At 69.2% G+C, this 16,909-nt stretch carries 13 protein-coding genes; 4 read left to right on the top strand and 9 right to left on the bottom strand.

Going from position 1 to position 16,909, the window contains the following annotated elements; translation table 11 throughout:
- Positions 1 to 11 precede the first annotated feature (11 nt).
- From H3H55_RS31700 to H3H55_RS31685, 4 genes are all read right to left on the bottom strand, one after another.
- Positions 12 to 1,334, bottom strand: coding sequence for an MFS transporter (locus H3H55_RS31700; protein WP_193101829.1), 1,323 nt, complete (start codon positions 1,332 to 1,334; stop codon positions 12 to 14).
- Positions 1,335 to 1,364: 30 nt separating this feature from the next.
- Entirely contained in the window at positions 1,365 to 3,005 is a 1,641-nt protein-coding gene (locus H3H55_RS31695; protein ID WP_193101827.1) for a urocanate hydratase, read from the bottom strand.
- 15 nt (positions 3,006 to 3,020) lie between these two features.
- Positions 3,021 to 4,112: a DUF917 domain-containing protein gene (locus H3H55_RS31690; RefSeq protein ID WP_193101825.1), complete on the bottom strand. Its 1,092-nt coding sequence runs from the start codon at positions 4,110 to 4,112 to the stop codon at positions 3,021 to 3,023.
- 180 nt (positions 4,113 to 4,292) lie between these two features.
- Positions 4,293 to 5,183, bottom strand: coding sequence for a LysR family transcriptional regulator (locus H3H55_RS31685; protein ID WP_193101823.1), 891 nt, complete (start codon positions 5,181 to 5,183; stop codon positions 4,293 to 4,295).
- A 99-nt stretch (positions 5,184 to 5,282) separates the two neighbouring features.
- Here H3H55_RS31685 and H3H55_RS31680 point away from each other — a divergent pair, with 99 nt between their 5' ends.
- Together H3H55_RS31680 and H3H55_RS31675 are read left to right on the top strand one after the other, a co-directional pair.
- Positions 5,283 to 6,668 carry a dihydroorotase gene (locus H3H55_RS31680; RefSeq protein ID WP_193101821.1) on the top strand — a complete coding sequence of 462 codons (1,386 nt, stop codon included), beginning with the start codon at positions 5,283 to 5,285 and terminating at the stop codon, positions 6,666 to 6,668.
- Positions 6,665 to 7,936 carry a Zn-dependent hydrolase gene (locus tag H3H55_RS31675; RefSeq protein ID WP_129516234.1) on the top strand — a complete coding sequence of 424 codons (1,272 nt, stop codon included), beginning with the start codon at positions 6,665 to 6,667 and terminating at the stop codon, positions 7,934 to 7,936. The genes H3H55_RS31680 and H3H55_RS31675 overlap by 4 nt, the downstream gene beginning before the upstream one ends.
- A 21-nt stretch (positions 7,937 to 7,957) precedes the next feature.
- On the opposite strand, the gene H3H55_RS31670 is transcribed toward H3H55_RS31675, so the two are convergent.
- The 5 genes from H3H55_RS31670 to H3H55_RS31650 form a co-directional block, all read right to left on the bottom strand.
- Positions 7,958 to 8,980: an AraC family transcriptional regulator gene (locus H3H55_RS31670; protein WP_129516235.1), complete on the bottom strand. Its 1,023-nt coding sequence runs from the start codon at positions 8,978 to 8,980 to the stop codon at positions 7,958 to 7,960.
- Between the two features lie 94 nt (positions 8,981 to 9,074).
- Positions 9,075 to 10,271 (bottom strand): porin, encoded by a 1,197-nt coding sequence (locus H3H55_RS31665; RefSeq protein WP_193101813.1) that lies wholly within the window; start codon positions 10,269 to 10,271, stop codon positions 9,075 to 9,077.
- Positions 10,272 to 10,406: 135 nt separating this feature from the next.
- Positions 10,407 to 11,591: an MFS transporter gene (locus tag H3H55_RS31660; protein WP_193101812.1), complete on the bottom strand. Its 1,185-nt coding sequence runs from the start codon at positions 11,589 to 11,591 to the stop codon at positions 10,407 to 10,409.
- Entirely contained in the window at positions 11,588 to 12,982 is a 1,395-nt protein-coding gene (locus H3H55_RS31655; RefSeq protein WP_193101810.1) for a D-arabinono-1,4-lactone oxidase, read from the bottom strand. The genes H3H55_RS31660 and H3H55_RS31655 overlap by 4 nt, the downstream gene beginning before the upstream one ends.
- 65 nt (positions 12,983 to 13,047) lie before the next feature.
- The gene (locus H3H55_RS31650) at positions 13,048 to 14,274 is read right to left on the bottom strand and encodes an amino acid deaminase/aldolase (RefSeq protein ID WP_193101809.1); all 1,227 of its coding nucleotides are present in this window, start codon (positions 14,272 to 14,274) and stop codon (positions 13,048 to 13,050) included.
- A 429-nt stretch (positions 14,275 to 14,703) separates the two neighbouring features.
- Here H3H55_RS31650 and plcR point away from each other — a divergent pair, with 429 nt between their 5' ends.
- Both plcR and H3H55_RS31640 read left to right on the top strand, forming a co-directional pair.
- On the top strand, positions 14,704 to 15,417 hold the full coding sequence (plcR, locus tag H3H55_RS31645) for a phospholipase C accessory protein PlcR (protein WP_193101807.1): 714 nt from the start codon (positions 14,704 to 14,706) through the stop codon (positions 15,415 to 15,417).
- Between the two features lie 66 nt (positions 15,418 to 15,483).
- Entirely contained in the window at positions 15,484 to 16,860 is a 1,377-nt protein-coding gene (locus H3H55_RS31640; protein WP_193101805.1) for a pectin acetylesterase-family hydrolase, read from the top strand.
- Positions 16,861 to 16,909 lie beyond the last annotated feature (49 nt).

The following is a 16,909-nucleotide window of genomic DNA, read 5'->3' as shown; positions in this document are numbered from 1 at the left end:
GTTCTCCGATTTCAGGCGTGACGTGACGTGGAAGACAGCGCGGCGATCGACGCGAGCGCGATGACGCTCGCGACCATCACATACCAGGCAGGCGCGAATGGGTTGCCGGACCGTTGCGTGAGCCACGCGAGGATCGCGGGCGCGAAGCCGCCGAAGATCGTCGTGGCGATGTTGTAGGACAGGGACATGCCGGTCGCGCGCACGCGGGTCGGGAACAGCTCCGACAACGCGGCCGGCGCGACGCCCGTGAAGATCGCGACCATCACGCAGAACGCGCTCTGCACCGTGATCAGCGCGGCGAGCGTGTGCACGTCGGCGAGCCAGCGCAGCAGCGGATACACCGACACGAGCATCAGCAGCGCGCCGGCCGTGAGCACCTTGCGCCGGCCGAAGCGATCCGACCAGCTGCCCGCGCACACGCAGGTGACGGCCATCAGGCAGTTGCCGACCAGCGACGCGATGAACGCGTCGCGCCCGTCGAAGTGCAGCGCGCGCTGCACGTGCGTCGGCATGTAGATCACCAGCGCATACACGCAGACGGCCCACAATACCGAGAACCCGGTACCCACCACGAGCGCACGCGGATAGTCGCGCACGACCTGCAGCAGCGGCGTTTTGCGCTCGGCCGGCGCGCGCGCGGCACGCGCCATCTCCGCGCGGAAATGCGGCGTTTCGTCGAGCGTCTTGCGCAGCCACAGGCCGACCGGCGCGATCGCGAGACCGAGGATGAACGGAATCCGCCAGCCCCAGTCACCGATCTGTTCGTGCGACAGCGTGAGCGTCACGCCGGTGGCGACCAGCGCGCCGAGGATGTTCGACGCGGCCATGCTGGCCTGCAGCCACGACGCGTAACGGCCCTTGCGGTCCGCCGGCGCGTGCTCGATCAGGAACGCCGCCGCGCCGCCCACTTCACCGCCGGCCGAGAAGCCCTGCAGCAGGCGGCCGCACAGGATCAGCAGCGGCGCGCCGACGCCGATCGCGGTGAACGGCGGCGCGAACGCGATGATGGCCGTGCCGGCCGCCATCACGAGGATGGTCAGCGTGAGCGCGGCCTTGCGGCCCGCGCGATCGCCGTACACGCCGATCGCGAGCGCGCCGAGCGGCCGTGCGATGAAGCCGATCCCGAACGCCATGAACGCCTCGACCAGCTCGGTGCCCGTGTCGCCGCGATGGAAGAAGTTCTGCGCGATGTACACGGCAAAGAACGCGTAGACGGAAAAGTCGTACCACTCCAGCGCGTTGCCGATCGAGGCCGCGGCGATGGCGCGCCCGGCACGTGTGGCAGGGGGCGACACGGCCGTGGCCGTGTCGAGGGGAACCGCGGTTTGCTTCACTTCGATCTCCTGTCGTCGTGCGGGGCGGCCTTACAGCCGGATATGCGGAATCTGCTTGCGTTCCGCTTCATCGAGCGCTTCTTCGTAGCCGGCGTCCGCATAGCGGATCACGCCGAGCGCGGTGTCGTTGGTCATCGACAGCGTCAGCCGCTCGTTTGCCGCCGCGCTGCCGTCGGCGACCACGGTGATGCCCGCGCTCGTCATGTAGCCGCTGTAACCGCCGCCGCCCGAATGGATCGCGACGAGATCGGCCATCGACGAACAGCTCATCATCGCGTTCAGCAGCGGCCAGTCGGCCACCGCATCGGAGCCGTCGCGCAGGTTCTCGGTCATGATGTTCGGGTGCGCCATCGCACCGGCGTCGAGGTGGTCGCGCGTGAACGCGACCGGCCCGGCCAGCACGCCGTCGCGCACCATCGCGTTGACCGCGAGCGCGAGCCGCGTGCGCTCGCCGTGGCCGAGCCACGCGATCCGCGCGGGCAGGCCTTCGAACGGCACGCATTCGCGCGCGCGCTGGATCCAGTTCGTGACGATCCGGTTGTCCGGGAAGTGCGCGAGCAGGTAGTCGTCGATGACGCGGATGTCGTTCGGGTCGTTCGACAGCGCGATCCAGCGGAACGGGCCGATCGCGCGGCAGAACAACGGGCGCAGGAACGCCTCGGTGAACACCGGGATCTCGAACGCGCGCGCCACGCCGCCGTCCTTCGCATGCGTGCGGATCAGGTTGCCGTTGTCGAACACGATCGCGCCGCGATCCTTGAAGCCGAGCATCGCCTCGACGTGTCGCACGATCGACGCGCGGCTCGCATCCATCAGCCGCGTGCGGTCGCGGTCGCGCAGCGCGCGCACTTCGTCGAGCGTGTAACCGGACGGCACGTAGCCGTACACGAGATCGTGCGCGGCCGTCTGGTCGGTGACGATGTCGGGCACGACGCCGCGCACGAGGATCGCCGGGAACACGTCGGCCGCGTTGCCGAGCAGGCCGACCGAGATCGGCTCGCGCCGCGCCTGCGCGTCGCGGATCAGCGCGAGCGCCTCGTCGAGATCGCGCGCCTGCCGTTCGAGAAAACCGATCTGCAGCCGCTTGTCGATGCGCGTCTGGTCGATCTCGACGACGAGCGTCGCCGCGTTGGCCATCCGGCCCGCGAGCGGTTGCGCGCCACCCATCCCGCCGAGGCCGGCGGTCAGGATGAAGCGCCCACGCAGGTCGTTGTCGAAGTGGCGCTCGGCGATCCGCGAGAAGATCTCGTAGGTGCCCTGGATCACGCCCTGCGAGCCGATGTACTGCCAGTCGCCGGCCGTCAGCCCGCCCCAGCAGATCAGGTTGCGCCGTTCCAGTTCGTAGAAGTGCTCGGCTTTCGCCCACTGGCCGATCAGGTTGCAGTTCGCCATCACGACGAGCGGCGCGCTCGCATGCGTGCGCAGCAGCGCGACGGGCTTGCCGGACTGGACGACGAGCGTGTGGTCCTCGTCCATCGTCTTCAGCGTGTGCACGATCGCGTCGTGCGACGGCCAGTCGCGCGCCGCGCGGCCGAGCGCTGCGTAGACGATCAATTGTTCGGGGTCCTCGCCGACGGCGAGCACGTTCTCGAGCAGGCGCAGCAGCGCTTCCTGGCGCCAACCCTTGCAGCGCAGCGTGTTGCCGGACGTGACTTCGAAGGTGCGGGTCATGGTGTCGCCCTCCGGTCAGCGCGCGAGCGCGTAGTTGGCGATCGAGATGCCGAGCGCCGCTTCGACCGGCGGATAGACCGCCGGATCGAACACCGACGACGACAGCGGAATATGCGCTTTCGCCACCCGCAGCACGTGGATCTCCATCCCTTCCTTCAACTGCCCGGCGCTGACGGGGCGGCCTTCGTTGTCGAGCGTCGTGATGACGTCGGGGTAGGTCGCGATCCGTTCGCCGTGCGCGTCGTCCACCGCCATGTGCTCGTTCATCACATGAATGACCGCGCGCTGCGCGCCGCTGCCGATGTAGACGAGGCCGACGTCGAACGCCTCGCGCGTGTATTCGAGCGTGTTGCGCTCGACCTTGCCGCTCGCGATGATCTCGCCGTGTGTGGCCGCGCAGATCGCATCGATCACCGCGCTGCCGCCGCGCCGTTCGGCGTCGATGATCGCCTCGCCGAGCGCGAGCGCGCGGCTGATGCCGCCGAGCGCCGCATGCTGGCGCACGTACGACGCGCGAATCGGGTTGCGGCAGCTCGCGATGAAGCCGCCGGCCATGTCGGCTGCCTTGCGCAGCACCGGCGACACTCTCGCGGTCGCGCCGCGCACGACCACTTCCATGTACGCATGCTGCGCGCGGTTGCCGCCGGCTGCCGCCTGGATCATCGGCGCCGTGCTCGACGCGAGGCCGAGCGAGCCCATGTCGCCGGTCGGATGCGCGCGGATGTCGCCCACCGCGTCGACCACCTTGGTGCCGAGCAGCGCGGACGGCAGCCACGCGTTCAGCGTGCTCGACATCCCGTTCTGCCCGATGATGAGCCCCGCGAGCGGCGCACCCAGTGCTTCCTGCACGAGCTGCGCGGCCTTCACGTAATCGGCGCCGAGCATTTGCCAGTCAGTGAGGCCGCCCGGCGCGCCGATCGCGGCGGCCGTGGCGATCCACGCGTCGTCCGGCAATTCGTCGATGGTCACCAGTTCGGGGCGGCCGATCGTGACCGCGAGCGTGCCGAGTTCACGGCCGTGGTCGGCCCAGCCGCCGCCGCCGCATGCGAAAACCGAGCCGCCCTTGACGGCGGCTTCGACGTCCTTCGAAGACAGAATGCGTCCCATGTGTCGTTTGTCCTGAGAGGGGAAAAAGGCCGTACGCGCCAGGCGGAAAGCCTTGTGTGGCGGTACTGTCCAAACGATTCTAGGGACGCCGAATATTGAGCGTTATTGCTATTTTATGGAGACTTCATAACGCGATGTTAAGGCTAGGGTAATCCCGTGATGGCGTGTTAACGCCGCAATTCATGCGTCCGCGGAAAGCGCATGCAGCGTGTCGATGAACTCGTGCGCGAGGCGCGACAGCGGGGCGAGCACGGGGTGCAGCACGCTGACCGGCGCGGCGATGGTCGGCACGATCGGCTTCACGACGATCTGCGGCCACACGGGGCCTGCGACCGTCAGTTCGTCGATCAGCGCGATGCCGGTGCCGGCCTGCGCGAGCGCGCACGCGACGTGCGCCTGCTGCACTTCGACCCTGACCTGCGGCACCAGGCCTTCGTCGCTGAACAGCCGCCGCACCAGTTGCCCGAGCGGAATGTCGCTGCCATAACCGATCAGCGGCTGGTTCGCGAGATCGCGCACGGCCAGCGTCTTGCGCCGCGCGAACGGGTGCGACGCGGGCACGGCCGCGACCATCCGGTTTTCGTAGAGGTGCCGGCTCTCGACGTTCGGGTGCGTGTCCTGCAGGAACGCGATGCCGAGCTCGACCTGCTGCGTGAGCACGGCCTGCAGCAGCACGCTCGGGATCATCGTGTGCAGGATGATGCGCACGTCGGGAAAACGCTCGTAGAACGCCGCGATCGCGCGCGGCAGCAGCGATTGCCCGAGATTGGGGCTGCACGCGATGCGCAGGTGGCCCATCCGGTTCTCGATCAGGTCTTCCGCGATTTCGTTGACGCGCTGCACGCCCTGGTACACCGCGTTGACTTCGACGAACAGCCGCTGCGCTTCCGGCGTCGGATAGAGCCGCCCCTTGATGCGCTCGAACAGCGCGAGACCGAGCCGCTGCTCCGCATACGAAATGAGCCGGGACACCGCCGGCTGCGACACGTGCAGCAGCTTCGCGGCGCCGCTGATCGAGCCGGTCAGCATGATGGCGCGAAACACTTCGATCTGGCGCAGGTTCAGACGCACAGCCTTAACTCCATGTTATGTGGGGGCGATAAATCGGCATGAGACATTCTGGCAGAGCGCTGCCTAAACTGCTCGTGATCAAAAAAGCAGGAGGCGCAGATGAGCGAATTCGAGCAGGTGGTGCGCGGCCGGTTGGTCGACGCACGCGAGGTGGTCGACGACGGCTGGCTTGCGATCCGGGGCGGCCGGATCGCCGCGCGCGGCGCGGGCGTGCCGCCGGCGGCACGCGACACGATCGATGCGCGCGGGCAGTGGGTGCTGCCGGGCGTCGTCGACGGGCAGGTGCATGCGGCCAGCCAGGCGAACCAGGAAGGGCTGGGCCATGCGTCGCGCGCGGCGGCCGCGGGCGGCGTGACGGTGATGGTCGACATGCCGTACGACGATCCGGAACCCGTCGCGTCACGCGCGCAGCTCGACCGCAAGATCGCGGAGGCCGAGCGCGATTGCCACGTCGACGTCGCGCTGTACGGCACGCTCAACGCGAAGCACGGCCTCGAAGCGGCGGCCGGGCTGATCGACGGCGGCGTCTGCGCGTTCAAGTTCTCGACGTTCGAGGCAACGCCCGGCCGGTTCCCGCGGGTCGAGGAGGACGTGCTGTACGACGCGTTCCGGCTGATCGCGCCGTCGGGCCTCGCGTGCGGCGTGCATAACCAGATGCAGGACCTGACGCGCAAGAACATCACGCGGATGATCGAGGCCGGCGACACGGGCTGGGACGCGTTCCTGCGCGCGCATCCGCCGCTGATCGAGAACCTCGCGACCGCGCTGATCTACGAGATCGGCGCGGAGACGGGCGCCCGCGCGCACGCGGTGCACGTGTCGACGTCGCGCGGCTTCGAGCTGTGCAACATGTTCCGGCAGGCCGGCCATCGCGCGAGCATCGAGACCTGCGTGCAGTACCTGATGCTCGATCACGAAACGCATACGAAGCGCTTCGGCGCGAAGACGAAGCACTACCCGCCGATTCGCCCGCGCGCCGAGCAGGAACTGCTGTGGACGCATATCGCACGCGGCGAGTGCACGTTCGTGTCGTCGGATCACGTGAGCTGGGGGCTCGAACGCAAGGGCGACGCCAACGTGTTCCGTAACGCGTCGGGCGGCCCTGGCCTCGAAACGCTGCTGCCGGCATTCTGGACCGGCTGCGAGCAGCATGGCGTCGCGCCGACGCGCGTGGCCGAGCTACTGGCGACGAACCCGGCGCGGCACTTCCTGCTCGACGATCGCAAGGGGTCGCTCGACGTCGGCGCCGACGCGGATTTCGTGATCCTCACGCCCGAGCGTTACGCGTTCGATCCGTCGCACAGCCTGTCGGCCGTGCAGTGGAGCGCGTTCGAGGGCATGGAATTCACGGTGCGCGTCGCCGCCACCTACTGTCGCGGCGCGCTCGTGTACGACGGCGCACGCATCGTCAATCCGGCAGGCTCGGGCCGCTTCCTGAGGCCGCACGGCAGCCGGCCGATCGCCACGCAAACGGAGCACGCATGAATCCGACGGTCTTTCCGCCCCTGAACGCCGAACGCCTGAACGCGCGCGTCGAGCAACTCGCGCGCTTCACGCGGCCCGACGTCCCGTGGACGCGCCGCGCGTTCTCGCCGCTGTTCACCGAAGCGCGCGCGTGGCTCGCCGCGCAGTTCGCCGAAGCCGGGCTCGCGGTATCGATGGACGCGGGCGGCAACCTGATCGGCCGTCGCGAAGGCAGCGGGCGCCGCACCAAGCCGCTCGTCACGGGGTCGCATTGCGACACGGTCGTCGGCGGCGGCCGCTTCGACGGCATCATCGGCGTGCTGGCCGGCATCGAGGTCGCGCATACGCTGAACGAGCAGGGGATCGTGCTCGACCATCCGTTCGAGGTGATCGACTTCCTGTCCGAGGAACCGAGCGACTACGGCATCTCGTGCGTCGGCAGCCGCGCGCTGTCGGGCGTGCTCGATGCCGGCATGCTGCGCGCGACCAACGCCGAAGGCGAAACGCTCGCCGAAGCGTTGCGGCGCATCGGCGGCAACCCGGACGCGCTGCGCGAACCGCTGCGCGCGCCGGGCAGCACGGCCGCGTTCGTCGAGCTGCATATCGAGCAGGGGCCCGTGCTGGAAACGCGCGGCTTGCCGATCGGCGTCGTGACCAACATCGTCGGCATCCGGCGCGTGCTGATCACGGTGACCGGGCAGCCCGACCATGCGGGCACGACGCCGATGGATATCCGCCGCGACGCGCTCGTCGGCGCCGCGCACCTGATCGAGGCCGCGCATGCGCGCGCGTCGGCGCTGTCGGGCAATCCGCACTACGTCGTGGCGACGATCGGGCGGATCGCGATGACGCCGAACGTGCCGAACGCGGTGCCGGGCCAGGTCGAGCTGATGCTGGAAGTGCGCAGCGACAGCGACGCGGTGCTCGACGCGTTCCCCGAGGCGCTGCTGGCCGGTGCGGCCGCGCGGCTCGACGCGTTGCGGTTGAGCGCGCACGCGGAGCACGTGAGCCGCGCGCGGCCGACCGACTGCCAGCCGCTCGTGATGGACGCGGTCGAGCAGGCGGCCACGCAGCTCGGTTATCCGAGCATGCGCCTGCCGAGCGGCGCGGGGCACGATGCCGTGTACGTCGCGCCGACGGGGCCGATCGGGATGATCTTCATTCCGTGCCTGGGCGGCCGCAGCCATTGCCCGGAGGAGTGGATCGAGCCGCAGCAGCTGCTCGACGGCACGCGCGTGCTGTACCAGACGCTCGTCGCGCTCGATCGTTCGCTGGCGGGCGCGGCGTAACGGCCCCCGCGTGGGCCGCCGTTACAACGGCGTGCGCTGCCCTTCGCGCGGCCCGTGCCCCGTCCAGCGCTTGAACGCGCGCCGGAAGTTGTGCGCGTCGCTGAACCCGACTTCGTGTGCGACATCCTCGATCGACAGCCGCGGGTTGCTCAGCAGCGTGAACGCGCGCTTGCGGCGGATCGTGTCGATCACCGTCTGGTATGACACGCCCTGGTCGGCCAGCCGCCGTCGCAGCGTGCGCTCGCTCATGCACAGCTGCGCGGCGATCGCCGCGAGCGACGGCGTATGGCGCAGGTCGCGCCGCATGATCCGTTCGATCGATTCGAGAAACTCGGTGCCCTCGGGTTCGGGCGGCAGCGCGTCCTGCAGGAATTCGAGTACCTGGCGATGCGCGAGCGGATCGTGCGTCGCGATCGCGCGATGGCCGAGCGACGCGTCGCACGTCAGCAGGTTCTGCTCCTGTTCGAAGCGCACCGGGCACGGAAAAACGCGTGCGTACTGGTCCGCGTAAGCCGGCGGCGGGTAGCTGAGATCGATGACCTTCGGCTGGAACGCGGGGCCGGCGAGCGAGCGCCCGATCTTCATGAAGCTGCCGAACGCTTCCTCGACGAGGAACGCCTCGATGTCCGGTTCGAGGAAGACGTTGGTCGCGCGGATCGACAGCGAGCGCGCGTCCGACACCAGGTCGAAGCGCATCAGCGGCCCCGTGTGGCGCTGCAGTTCGAGGCCGACCGTGATCGCGTCCTTCAGCGTGGGACTCGTCAGCATCGCGTAACCGACCAGCCCGATCGACGCGATCGTCTCGCTGGTGCCGAGTTCGAGGCCGAGCGCCCGCCCCGGCGCCATCTCGAGCGCGCGCCGGATCATCGTGCTCGCCTGACGCAACGAAATCCGGCACGACGGATTCGACAGGTCGGCGACGTCGAAGCCGAGCCCGAGGCACAGCCGCACGGGATCGATGCCCAGTTCCTTGCTTGTCTCCGCGAGGCACCGCAGTAAATGGACCGGCAGATTCGCCGTCGTATAACGGGCGGTATCGTCCATGGATGCTCCGTGTTTTTTTCCACGGATTGTACTCGTCCCGCCCGGCCGGGGTGCCGCCCCGGCCGTTATCGGCCACATGCCATACGACCCCGCTTCAGAAGTAGTGGCGCAGCCCGATCGTCGCGCCGAGCTGCGTGGTGCTGGTGCTCGGCGATTGCCCGTTCACGCCGACGAGCTGCGCGCCGATCAGCCCGCCGCGGTAGATCGCGTAGTCGACTTCCGCGTAGAGCATGCTGCGCTTCGACAGGTTGTAGCCGGCGATCACCTGGAACTGGCGCGCGCGGCCGTCGAAGTCCGACGTATAGCCGGACTGCGTGGTCCACCAGGCATTGACGGCCGCCGTGAACGCCGGCGTGAAGCGGTACGTCAGCCCCGCGAGCGCCATCTTGCGGCGGCGGAACCCGCCGGGCACCGTCGGGTCGACCACCTGCGCGGGCGAGATGATGCCGAGCCCCGCGAGGTCGGTCGGGCTGAACGGGCCGTTCTCGAACGACGTGAAGTCGTTGTCGCGCGCGTTCTCGATATAACCGGCGTTGACGGTCGCGTTGCCGAGCGTCACCGAGCCGCCGCCGCCGTAGACGTCGAATTTCCCGTGCGTGACGTCGTCCCAGCTGCGCATGAACGATGCGCCGACCGTGAACGGCCCCTTGTCCGGCGCGTACGCGACGGCCCCGCCGAGCTGGCTGCCGAGCACGCCGCCGCCCGCATGGCCGCCCGGCGCGTACTGCGCGAGCAGGTACAGGCTGCCGAGCTGCGCGCCGTACTGAATCATGTTGCTGGTGCGCGCGGCCGCGAGCATCGTCTGCTCGGGCTTGAACAGGTTGAAGTACGGGTCCTGCGGGCCGGCCCACAGGTTCGAGCCGTAGGTCAGCGACACCATCTCGAACGGCACGTTGTATTGACGGCCGAGCGAGAGCTGGCCGAGCGACGTCGACGTCAGCCCCACGTACGCGACCTGGAAGAAGTTCGGCGAGCCGGCCGGCACGATGCTGCCGCTGTTCGGGCCGAAGTGGCTCTCGATGTTGAATTGCGCGGACAGCCCGCCGCCCAGGTCTTCGTTGCCTTTGAGGCCCCAGTAGCTTTCGGTCAGGCCGCCGCCGTCGGCCATCGAGATCTTGCGGCCGGTCGATACCGGGGTGCCGTCGGCGCCGTAGGACACGCCATGCGTTTCGTAGCGGATGCCCGCGTCGATCACGCCGTAGAGCGTCACGTTGCTTTGCGCGTGCGCGCCGGTACCGGCCAGGACCATCATCGCGCAGCACGCCACGCGAACGCTTTCGGGACGATTCATTCGGGACTCCGGATGGAACAAGGGGCGGGCGGCATCGCACCGCCGGAAACGACTGTAGGAAGCCAAATTTTTACGGGCCAAGGCCGCGGCGGCCAATCTCGTGGTGCGTCGCGGCCAGTGCATGACGCAGTGCGGTCAGGGCGATGCGCGGGCCACGGTGCCGGGCGCCGCGCGGCGCAGCGCGAGCCGCACGAACGGCGCCGCGGCCAGCACGGCCACGCACAGCACGTGCGCGACGCGGGTGCCGCCGAAGCGGTCGAGCAGCGCGCCGGACAGCGCGGTGCCGATGCCGGCCGCGAAGAACGTGACGACGAGCGTGCGTGCGACCAGCGAGCCGTCCGGGTCGACGTCGGACAGCATGCCGGTGAGGAACGGCACGATCACGAAGAACGCGCTGTTCAGCACGAACTGGCTCAGGAAGTACGCATGGCCGCCGCGCGCGCCGAAGAACCATTCGATCGACGCGATCATCGCGAGCTGTGCGGCCCAGATCAGCGCGAGGCGGTGCTTGTGGCTGGCCGGATGCGACGGAATCGCCGCGCCGACGAAGCCGAGCAGCGACGACACCGACAGCAGCACGCCGATCGTCGTCGGCGACAACCCGGCCCGCTCGCCGACGAAGCCGGCGATTGCCCACTGCGACGCCTGCACGCCATAGACGAGCGCGGTCACGACCCAGATCGCAATGACCGGCCGCCACGGCAGCGCATGGCCGCGCGCGCGGGCCTGCGACTGCGCGCTCGCGAACGCATCGATGCCGCGGATCGCGGGCGCCAGCACGGCGACGACGGCCGCCAGCAGCGCGAACACCCAGCGCCCGAGCCACGCGGCCGGCAGCGCGGAGATCAGCACGAGGATGCCGCCGTTGATGCCGCCCGCGAGCAGGTTGATTTGCCCCCACAGGCGGTCGGTCGACGCGCGCTGCGACACGCCGGATGCGACGACCACGAACAGCATCCCTTCGAACAGCCCCGTCATCCCGCGCGCGGCGGCCGCCGACACGAGGCCGGGCGCGATCGCGCTGAGCGCCTGGCCCGCGATCGTGCCGGCCACGCCGGCTAGCGTGAACGGCCGCGCGGCGCGTGCGATCCGGTGCGACAGCAGCGCGCAGCTGATCGCGATGCCGAGGATCTCGGCGCTGACGAGCGCGGTCGCGGTGCCTTCGTCGAGCCGGAAGCGCGTCATCACGGCCGCGACGAGGAACGGTGACAGGATCAGGCCGTTGGTGGCCGCCGCGAACGCGAGCGCGAGGCGGACGACGGCGCCGGTCGACGGATCGGGACGCGACTGCGCGGTCACGCGCAGGGTGGCATTGGTCATGAGGCCTCCTGGTTGGATCGCGGCCGATCTTGCTCGACGCGGGCCGTTTCGGGCATCGGGTGTGTCCCTCGGCCGGCCGTCGCAGCGGCGGCGGTTGCGCGCTGCCGCAGGCCGAACAGCGTGCGCAGGTACGGCGTCAGGAAGCGGCCGTGCGGGTCCATCCGTTCGCGCAGCGCGAGGAAATCGTCCCAGTGTGGGTAGCACGCCGCGAGCTCGGCGGCTTTCAGCGCATGCACCTTGCCCCAGTGCGGCCGCCCGCCGTGATTGCGGCAGATCGCCTGCACGCCCGAGAAGTACGCGTCGAACGGCATCCCGCGATACTGGTGTACCGAGATGCGCACGCTGTCGCGCCCGTAGTCGGGGCTCAGCCAGATGTCGTCGCCGCGCACCCAGCGGTATTCGATCGGGAACATCAGCGGGAAGCTGCGGCGTGCGATGAACGTGCGGATTTCCCGCAGCGCGTCGGCGCCGCGCTCGGCCGGCACCGACCATTCCATTTCGTTGAAGCGCACGCGACGCACCGTCGACAGCATCGCGTAACTCGCATCCACGTGCCGGCCGGCCGACACGGTCGACGCGCACAGCCGGCTCAGCGCCGGGCACAGCGACGGCACGCGCTTGCCGAGCCCGCACAGCGCGCCGAACACGGTGTTCTCGAGGAACGACTCGGACGCGCGGCTCGCCCAGTGCACGGCGTCGGCCGGCTCGTCGGTCATGTCCCATGCCTTGGTCAGCACGGTGTCCGTATGCGGGAACCAGTAGAACTCGAACGAGCGGTGCTTCGCGATCAGCGCGTCCGTTTGCGCGAGGCAGTCGTCGAGCCGCATGCCGCCGCGCTCGAGGCGCAGCCGGAACGCGGGCACGAGGCGCAGGCCGATCTCGGTCAGCACGCCGAGCGCGCCGAGCCCGATCCGGCCGCCCGCGAACAGCTCGGGATGCGTGTCGGCCGTTGCGCGGATCTCGCTGCCGTCCGCGCACATGAACGTCAGGCTGTCGATCTGCGTCGACAGGTTGCCGAGCGTGATGCCGGTGCCGTGCGTGCCGGTGCTGGTCGCGCCGGCGATCGACTGCACGTTGATGTCGCCGAGGTTCTCCATCGCGAGGCCGTGCGCGGCGAGCGCGGGGCCCAGCGCCCACAGCCGCGTGCCGGCATGCACGCGCGCGACGCGCCGGTCGCGGTCGACGTCGATCACGCCCTGCATCGCGTCGAGCGACAGGATCACGTCGTCGGTCTGCACGAGCGGCGAGAACGAATGACCGGCGCCGGCCGCGCGCACGGTGGCGCCGGCAGCCGCGGCGTCGCGCAGCACGGCCGCGAGCCCGGCGCGCGACGAAGGCGTCGATACGGTTGCATCAGGACTGCAGACATATCCCGACCAGTTGCGCCACATGGCGTTGTCTCCGTGGTTGTCGTTTGAATGGGTCGAAAGGTTTGAATGACGGGCCGTGCGGCCCGTTAGAAAAAGCTCTTGCCTTCGCCGCGATAGGTGGGCGCCTCGCCGACCACACGGCCGCCGCGGATCAGCAGCAGCGTGTTGAAGCGCTCGCACAGTTCGCCGGCCTTCGCGTGGCGGAACAGGATCGGCTCTCCGATCGCCGGCGCGACGCCGTGCGGCACGCGCACGGGCGTCTGCACCTCGCCCGCGCCCTCGTTGCCGATCAGCGTGCAGCCGGCCGGCAGCCACGGCCGCGGCAGGCGGCTCTTGCCGGCCGGGCCGGACGCGATATAACCGCCGCCCGAACAGGTCACGATGCCCGCCTGCGGCATCCGCACGACCGGCAGCGCGAAGCCGGCGGCCGGTTGCGCATGGAACGCCGCGTAGTGATCGAACAGCGCCGGCGCGTAGAGGCCGGAGCCGGCCGCGAGCTCGGTGACTGACGCGTCGCCGAGCGTGCTCTCGAAGCTGCCGGTGCCGCCGCCGTTCACGAAGCGCAGCGTGTGGCCGGCGGCCGCGAGCGCCTGCACGGCCGCGTGGCGGCGCGCGTTGATCTCGCGCGCCGAACGCCGCTTCAGGTAGCGCACCAGCGCGTTGCGCATGCCGCCGCCCGGCTCGGTATCCGCGACGCCGGCGATCTGTCCTTCGTAGCCCATCAGCCCGTCGAGCCGGACGTGTTGCCGCTGGCCGATGCGGTTCGCGAGCGCGAGTGCGCTTGCGGCGTCGCGCACCGGCGAGCGGTACATGCCGAAGTACAGGCCCGGGTATGCCGACGACATGTCGAGATCGATCGCGAGCGGGATCGTCACGCGTTCCTCGTGTGCAATCCGGTCGATTGCATCGACCTGTGCGTTGTCGTCGACCATCAGCGTGATCGAGCGGCCCCGCCTGAGTTGCGCGGCCACCGCGCGCAGGTCGTCGGGTTCGACGGTCGGATACGCGACGACGATGTCGTCGAAGTCGCCGTCCGCGAGCCACGCGGCTTCCGCGGCCGAATAGCACAGCAGCCCCTGCATGAACGGGCCGGCGGCCAGCACCGCGCCGATCACTTCACGCGAGCGCACCGACTTCGTCGCGAGCCGGATCGGCCGGCCGCGTGCACGGCGCTTCAGGTCGGCGAGGTTCGCGTCGAGGCAATCGAGATCGACGAACGCGGCGGGGAGCCGGTGGCCCGCGAGCGCGTTGCGATAGGTGGGATAGTCGTGGACGGCGGCGGGTGCGCGATGCGGGAGGTCTGCACGGCTCATTGAACGGGCTCGGCTGGTTCAGGGGGCGGCGCGCCGACCGTTCGGCGCGTGTCGGAAATCAGCATAGGGCTGGCCAAAATGCCGACCAAGCGCTCAGCGGGTCGTTCGACGGGTCCGATCCGGCCATCCGTATCGGCCACGCGGAGGCACGGCCGGCGTGCGCCGCGCGGCTGGACCGCGGTTTGCTTGGTGTCGCGACGCGCGCGGTACGTGTCGGCCCGAAGCGCCGCCGGACGGGCGTGGCGCGCGAGGTTGCGCGTTCGCGTGAGCGGCCACGAAAAGCGTTTCAAACGTTTTTCCAGCCAAGGCCGTTACGCGCGGGTTTAGTGCCTGCGTTCTAGCGCCGCTTTTGACTGCGTGCCGGATTCGACCTAGAACCTACTCGCGGATGCACCGGCGAAGAACGGCATGACGTGACGAGGAGGCGACGTGAAGAAGAACAGGGCACTCTGGCGGCGTACGGGCGCGATCGTGGCGATCGGCGTGGCGGCCGTCGCGATCTGGCGATATGAAGCGGCGACACCGGCCGAGGCTGCGTCATCCGGCGCACCGGGCACGACGGCGAGCGTGCAGTCCGTCGCGGCCGATGCATTCGGCACCGGGGCCGCGACACCGGGGCCCGAAGAACGGCGGCTCGACGTCGACGCGCTGCGCCGCAGCCTTGCGAGCCGGCCCGACGCGGACGCCGAAGTGAAGCGCATCGTCGCGTTCGCGCGGTTCCGCGACGAAGTCGCCGCCTACGGCGATCGCCGCAACAGCCTGCCGCAAGCCGAGCGCGCCGCGCTTGCGCACCGGATTCTCGACGAGCTGCCCGACCATGTCGCGCGCAACGAGATCGTGCCCGTGCAGGCCGAAGCGCTCAGCGCGGCGCTGCTGACGGATACCGAATCCGATCCCGCGACACGCGGCGCGGCGCTCCAGTCGATGCGCGCGCAATGGGATGCGTATGCGCAGCAGACGGTCGGCCCGTCGCCGGCGCAGGACCCGCGTTATCTCGCGTACGAACAGCAGAGCCGCGATGTCGTCCGGCAGGTTCAGGCGAGCATTCCCGATCCCGACCAGCAACAGACCGTCATCGCGCAGCGCCTGCAGGCGCTGCGTGTCCAGCTGTTCGACGGCGCTTCACCGTCCGGCGCGCACTGAGCGCCGAATCCGCGACACCGGGACCCTGCCCGGCGGCCGCGTCATGTCCATCGACAAGGAGGGGAGATGTCATCAGCACGATGCCTGCTGCGCGCCGCCGTTGCGACGCTGCTCGGTTGCGCGGCACTGAACGGCCACGCGGCCGATACGACGATGCCGGATCCGTCGATTCCGTATTATTCGTGGTACGAAGTGACGTTGCCGGAAAGCAGCGGCGCGTCATGCGGCAACGGCACGCCGATGCGTTTCTACGTCAATCGCGCGCAGTCGGACAACCTGCTGTACATGATGGAGCCGGGCGGCGCGTGCTGGGACTACGGCACCTGCACGCAGACGTCCACCGGTGCCGAAGCCGGCCTCGGCGGCTTCAACCCGGACGGCATCCCGCACAACTACATGAACGGCACCGCGAACGAGAGCCTGCTGTCGTCGTTCCTGTCGCCGCTGCTGACGCGCATGGATCTCGCGCATATCCTCGTCGGTGAACCGAAGGTCGAGACGCAGCAGTGGACACAGGTTTTCGTGCCCTATTGCACCGGAGATATCCACATGGGCAGCGCGGTGCGCAACTACACGTCGCCGACCGGCGACTGGCGCCTCCAGCACTACAGCGGGCTGAAGAACATCCAGGCCGTCGCGCAGTGGCTCGTGTCGCATGGCCTGGGCAAGCCGAACCGGCTGCTCGTGTACGGGATGAGCGCGGGCGGCTACGGCACGCTCGCGAACTACGCGACGCTGCGCAACACACTGCAGCCGCAGGCGCACAGTTCGCTGCTCGACGATGCCGGCACGGTGTTCAATACGCCGTTCGATGCGGATGCGGCCGCGCATCCGTCGGTCGGCCTGTACGACAAGGTGCGTACCGAGTGGGGGATGACGGGCCCCGACGGGATGATCACCGTGAACAGCCGCCTGACCAGCCATTTCGATCCCGGCAACATGGGGAGCGCGTACGCGGCGCTGTCCGCGACTTATCCGCATGACCGTTTCGGTTTTTCGAGCTACCAGCGCGACAAGATCATCGCCGCGTATCACTATCGCGCGTTCGTACCGGCCGTGATTGCGGCGCCGGATGACGCGACGAAGGATTCGCTGTCGCTCGCGATGTTCGCGCAGGAACTGGACGGGTTGAAGCAGACATTGAACCCGCTGCCGAACTTCGGTTATTTCATGCCGTGGGCGCGCAACGACTTTATCGACAATCACCAGGTGACGGCGGTCAGCTTCACCGGGTCGGGGATCCACGAGAACGGCATCGACGCGGACATCGGCACGTTCGTCGACAACCTGCTGAACCAGCAGGACCCGGCCGATACGCCGGTGATGAAGGCGTTCCGCACGCAGCAGTGGTCGGATTTCACGTTCTCGACGTTTCTCGCGTGGATCGACAGCGTGCTCAACCTGACCGGCGAAGCGGGGCCGATCTCGGGGCACAAGGCGTAAGGTGGTTCGCTTGAACGGGCGGCGGCGCAGCGTGCCGCCGTTCCGCGAG

Origin of the sequence: Burkholderia sp. Z1 (assembly GCF_014893795.1) — a bacterium.
GTDB classification, from domain to species: domain Bacteria; phylum Pseudomonadota; class Gammaproteobacteria; order Burkholderiales; family Burkholderiaceae; genus Burkholderia; species Burkholderia theae.
Note: the sequence above shows the minus strand (reverse complement) of the source record. Positions and strands in the feature narration are given on the sequence as shown.

Bases quoted from the DNA above. Each gene is read 5' to 3' on its own strand.
- H3H55_RS31675 (WP_129516234.1), top strand. From the start codon at position 6,665: ATGAATCCGACGGTCTTTCCGCCCCTGAACGCCGAACGCCTGAACGCG.
- H3H55_RS31655 (WP_193101810.1), bottom strand. From the start codon at position 12,982: ATGTGGCGCAACTGGTCGGGATATGTCTGCAGTCCTGATGCAACCGTA.
- H3H55_RS31695 (WP_193101827.1), bottom strand. From the start codon at position 3,005: ATGACCCGCACCTTCGAAGTCACGTCCGGCAACACGCTGCGCTGCAAG.
- H3H55_RS31660 (WP_193101812.1), bottom strand. From the start codon at position 11,591: ATGACCAATGCCACCCTGCGCGTGACCGCGCAGTCGCGTCCCGATCCG.
- H3H55_RS31680 (WP_193101821.1), top strand. From the start codon at position 5,283: ATGAGCGAATTCGAGCAGGTGGTGCGCGGCCGGTTGGTCGACGCACGC.
- H3H55_RS31665 (WP_193101813.1), bottom strand. From the start codon at position 10,271: ATGAATCGTCCCGAAAGCGTTCGCGTGGCGTGCTGCGCGATGATGGTC.
- H3H55_RS31650 (WP_193101809.1), bottom strand. From the start codon at position 14,274: ATGAGCCGTGCAGACCTCCCGCATCGCGCACCCGCCGCCGTCCACGAC.
- H3H55_RS31670 (WP_129516235.1), bottom strand. From the start codon at position 8,980: ATGGACGATACCGCCCGTTATACGACGGCGAATCTGCCGGTCCATTTA.
- H3H55_RS31640 (WP_193101805.1), top strand. From the start codon at position 15,484: ATGTCATCAGCACGATGCCTGCTGCGCGCCGCCGTTGCGACGCTGCTC.
- H3H55_RS31690 (WP_193101825.1), bottom strand. From the start codon at position 4,112: ATGGGACGCATTCTGTCTTCGAAGGACGTCGAAGCCGCCGTCAAGGGC.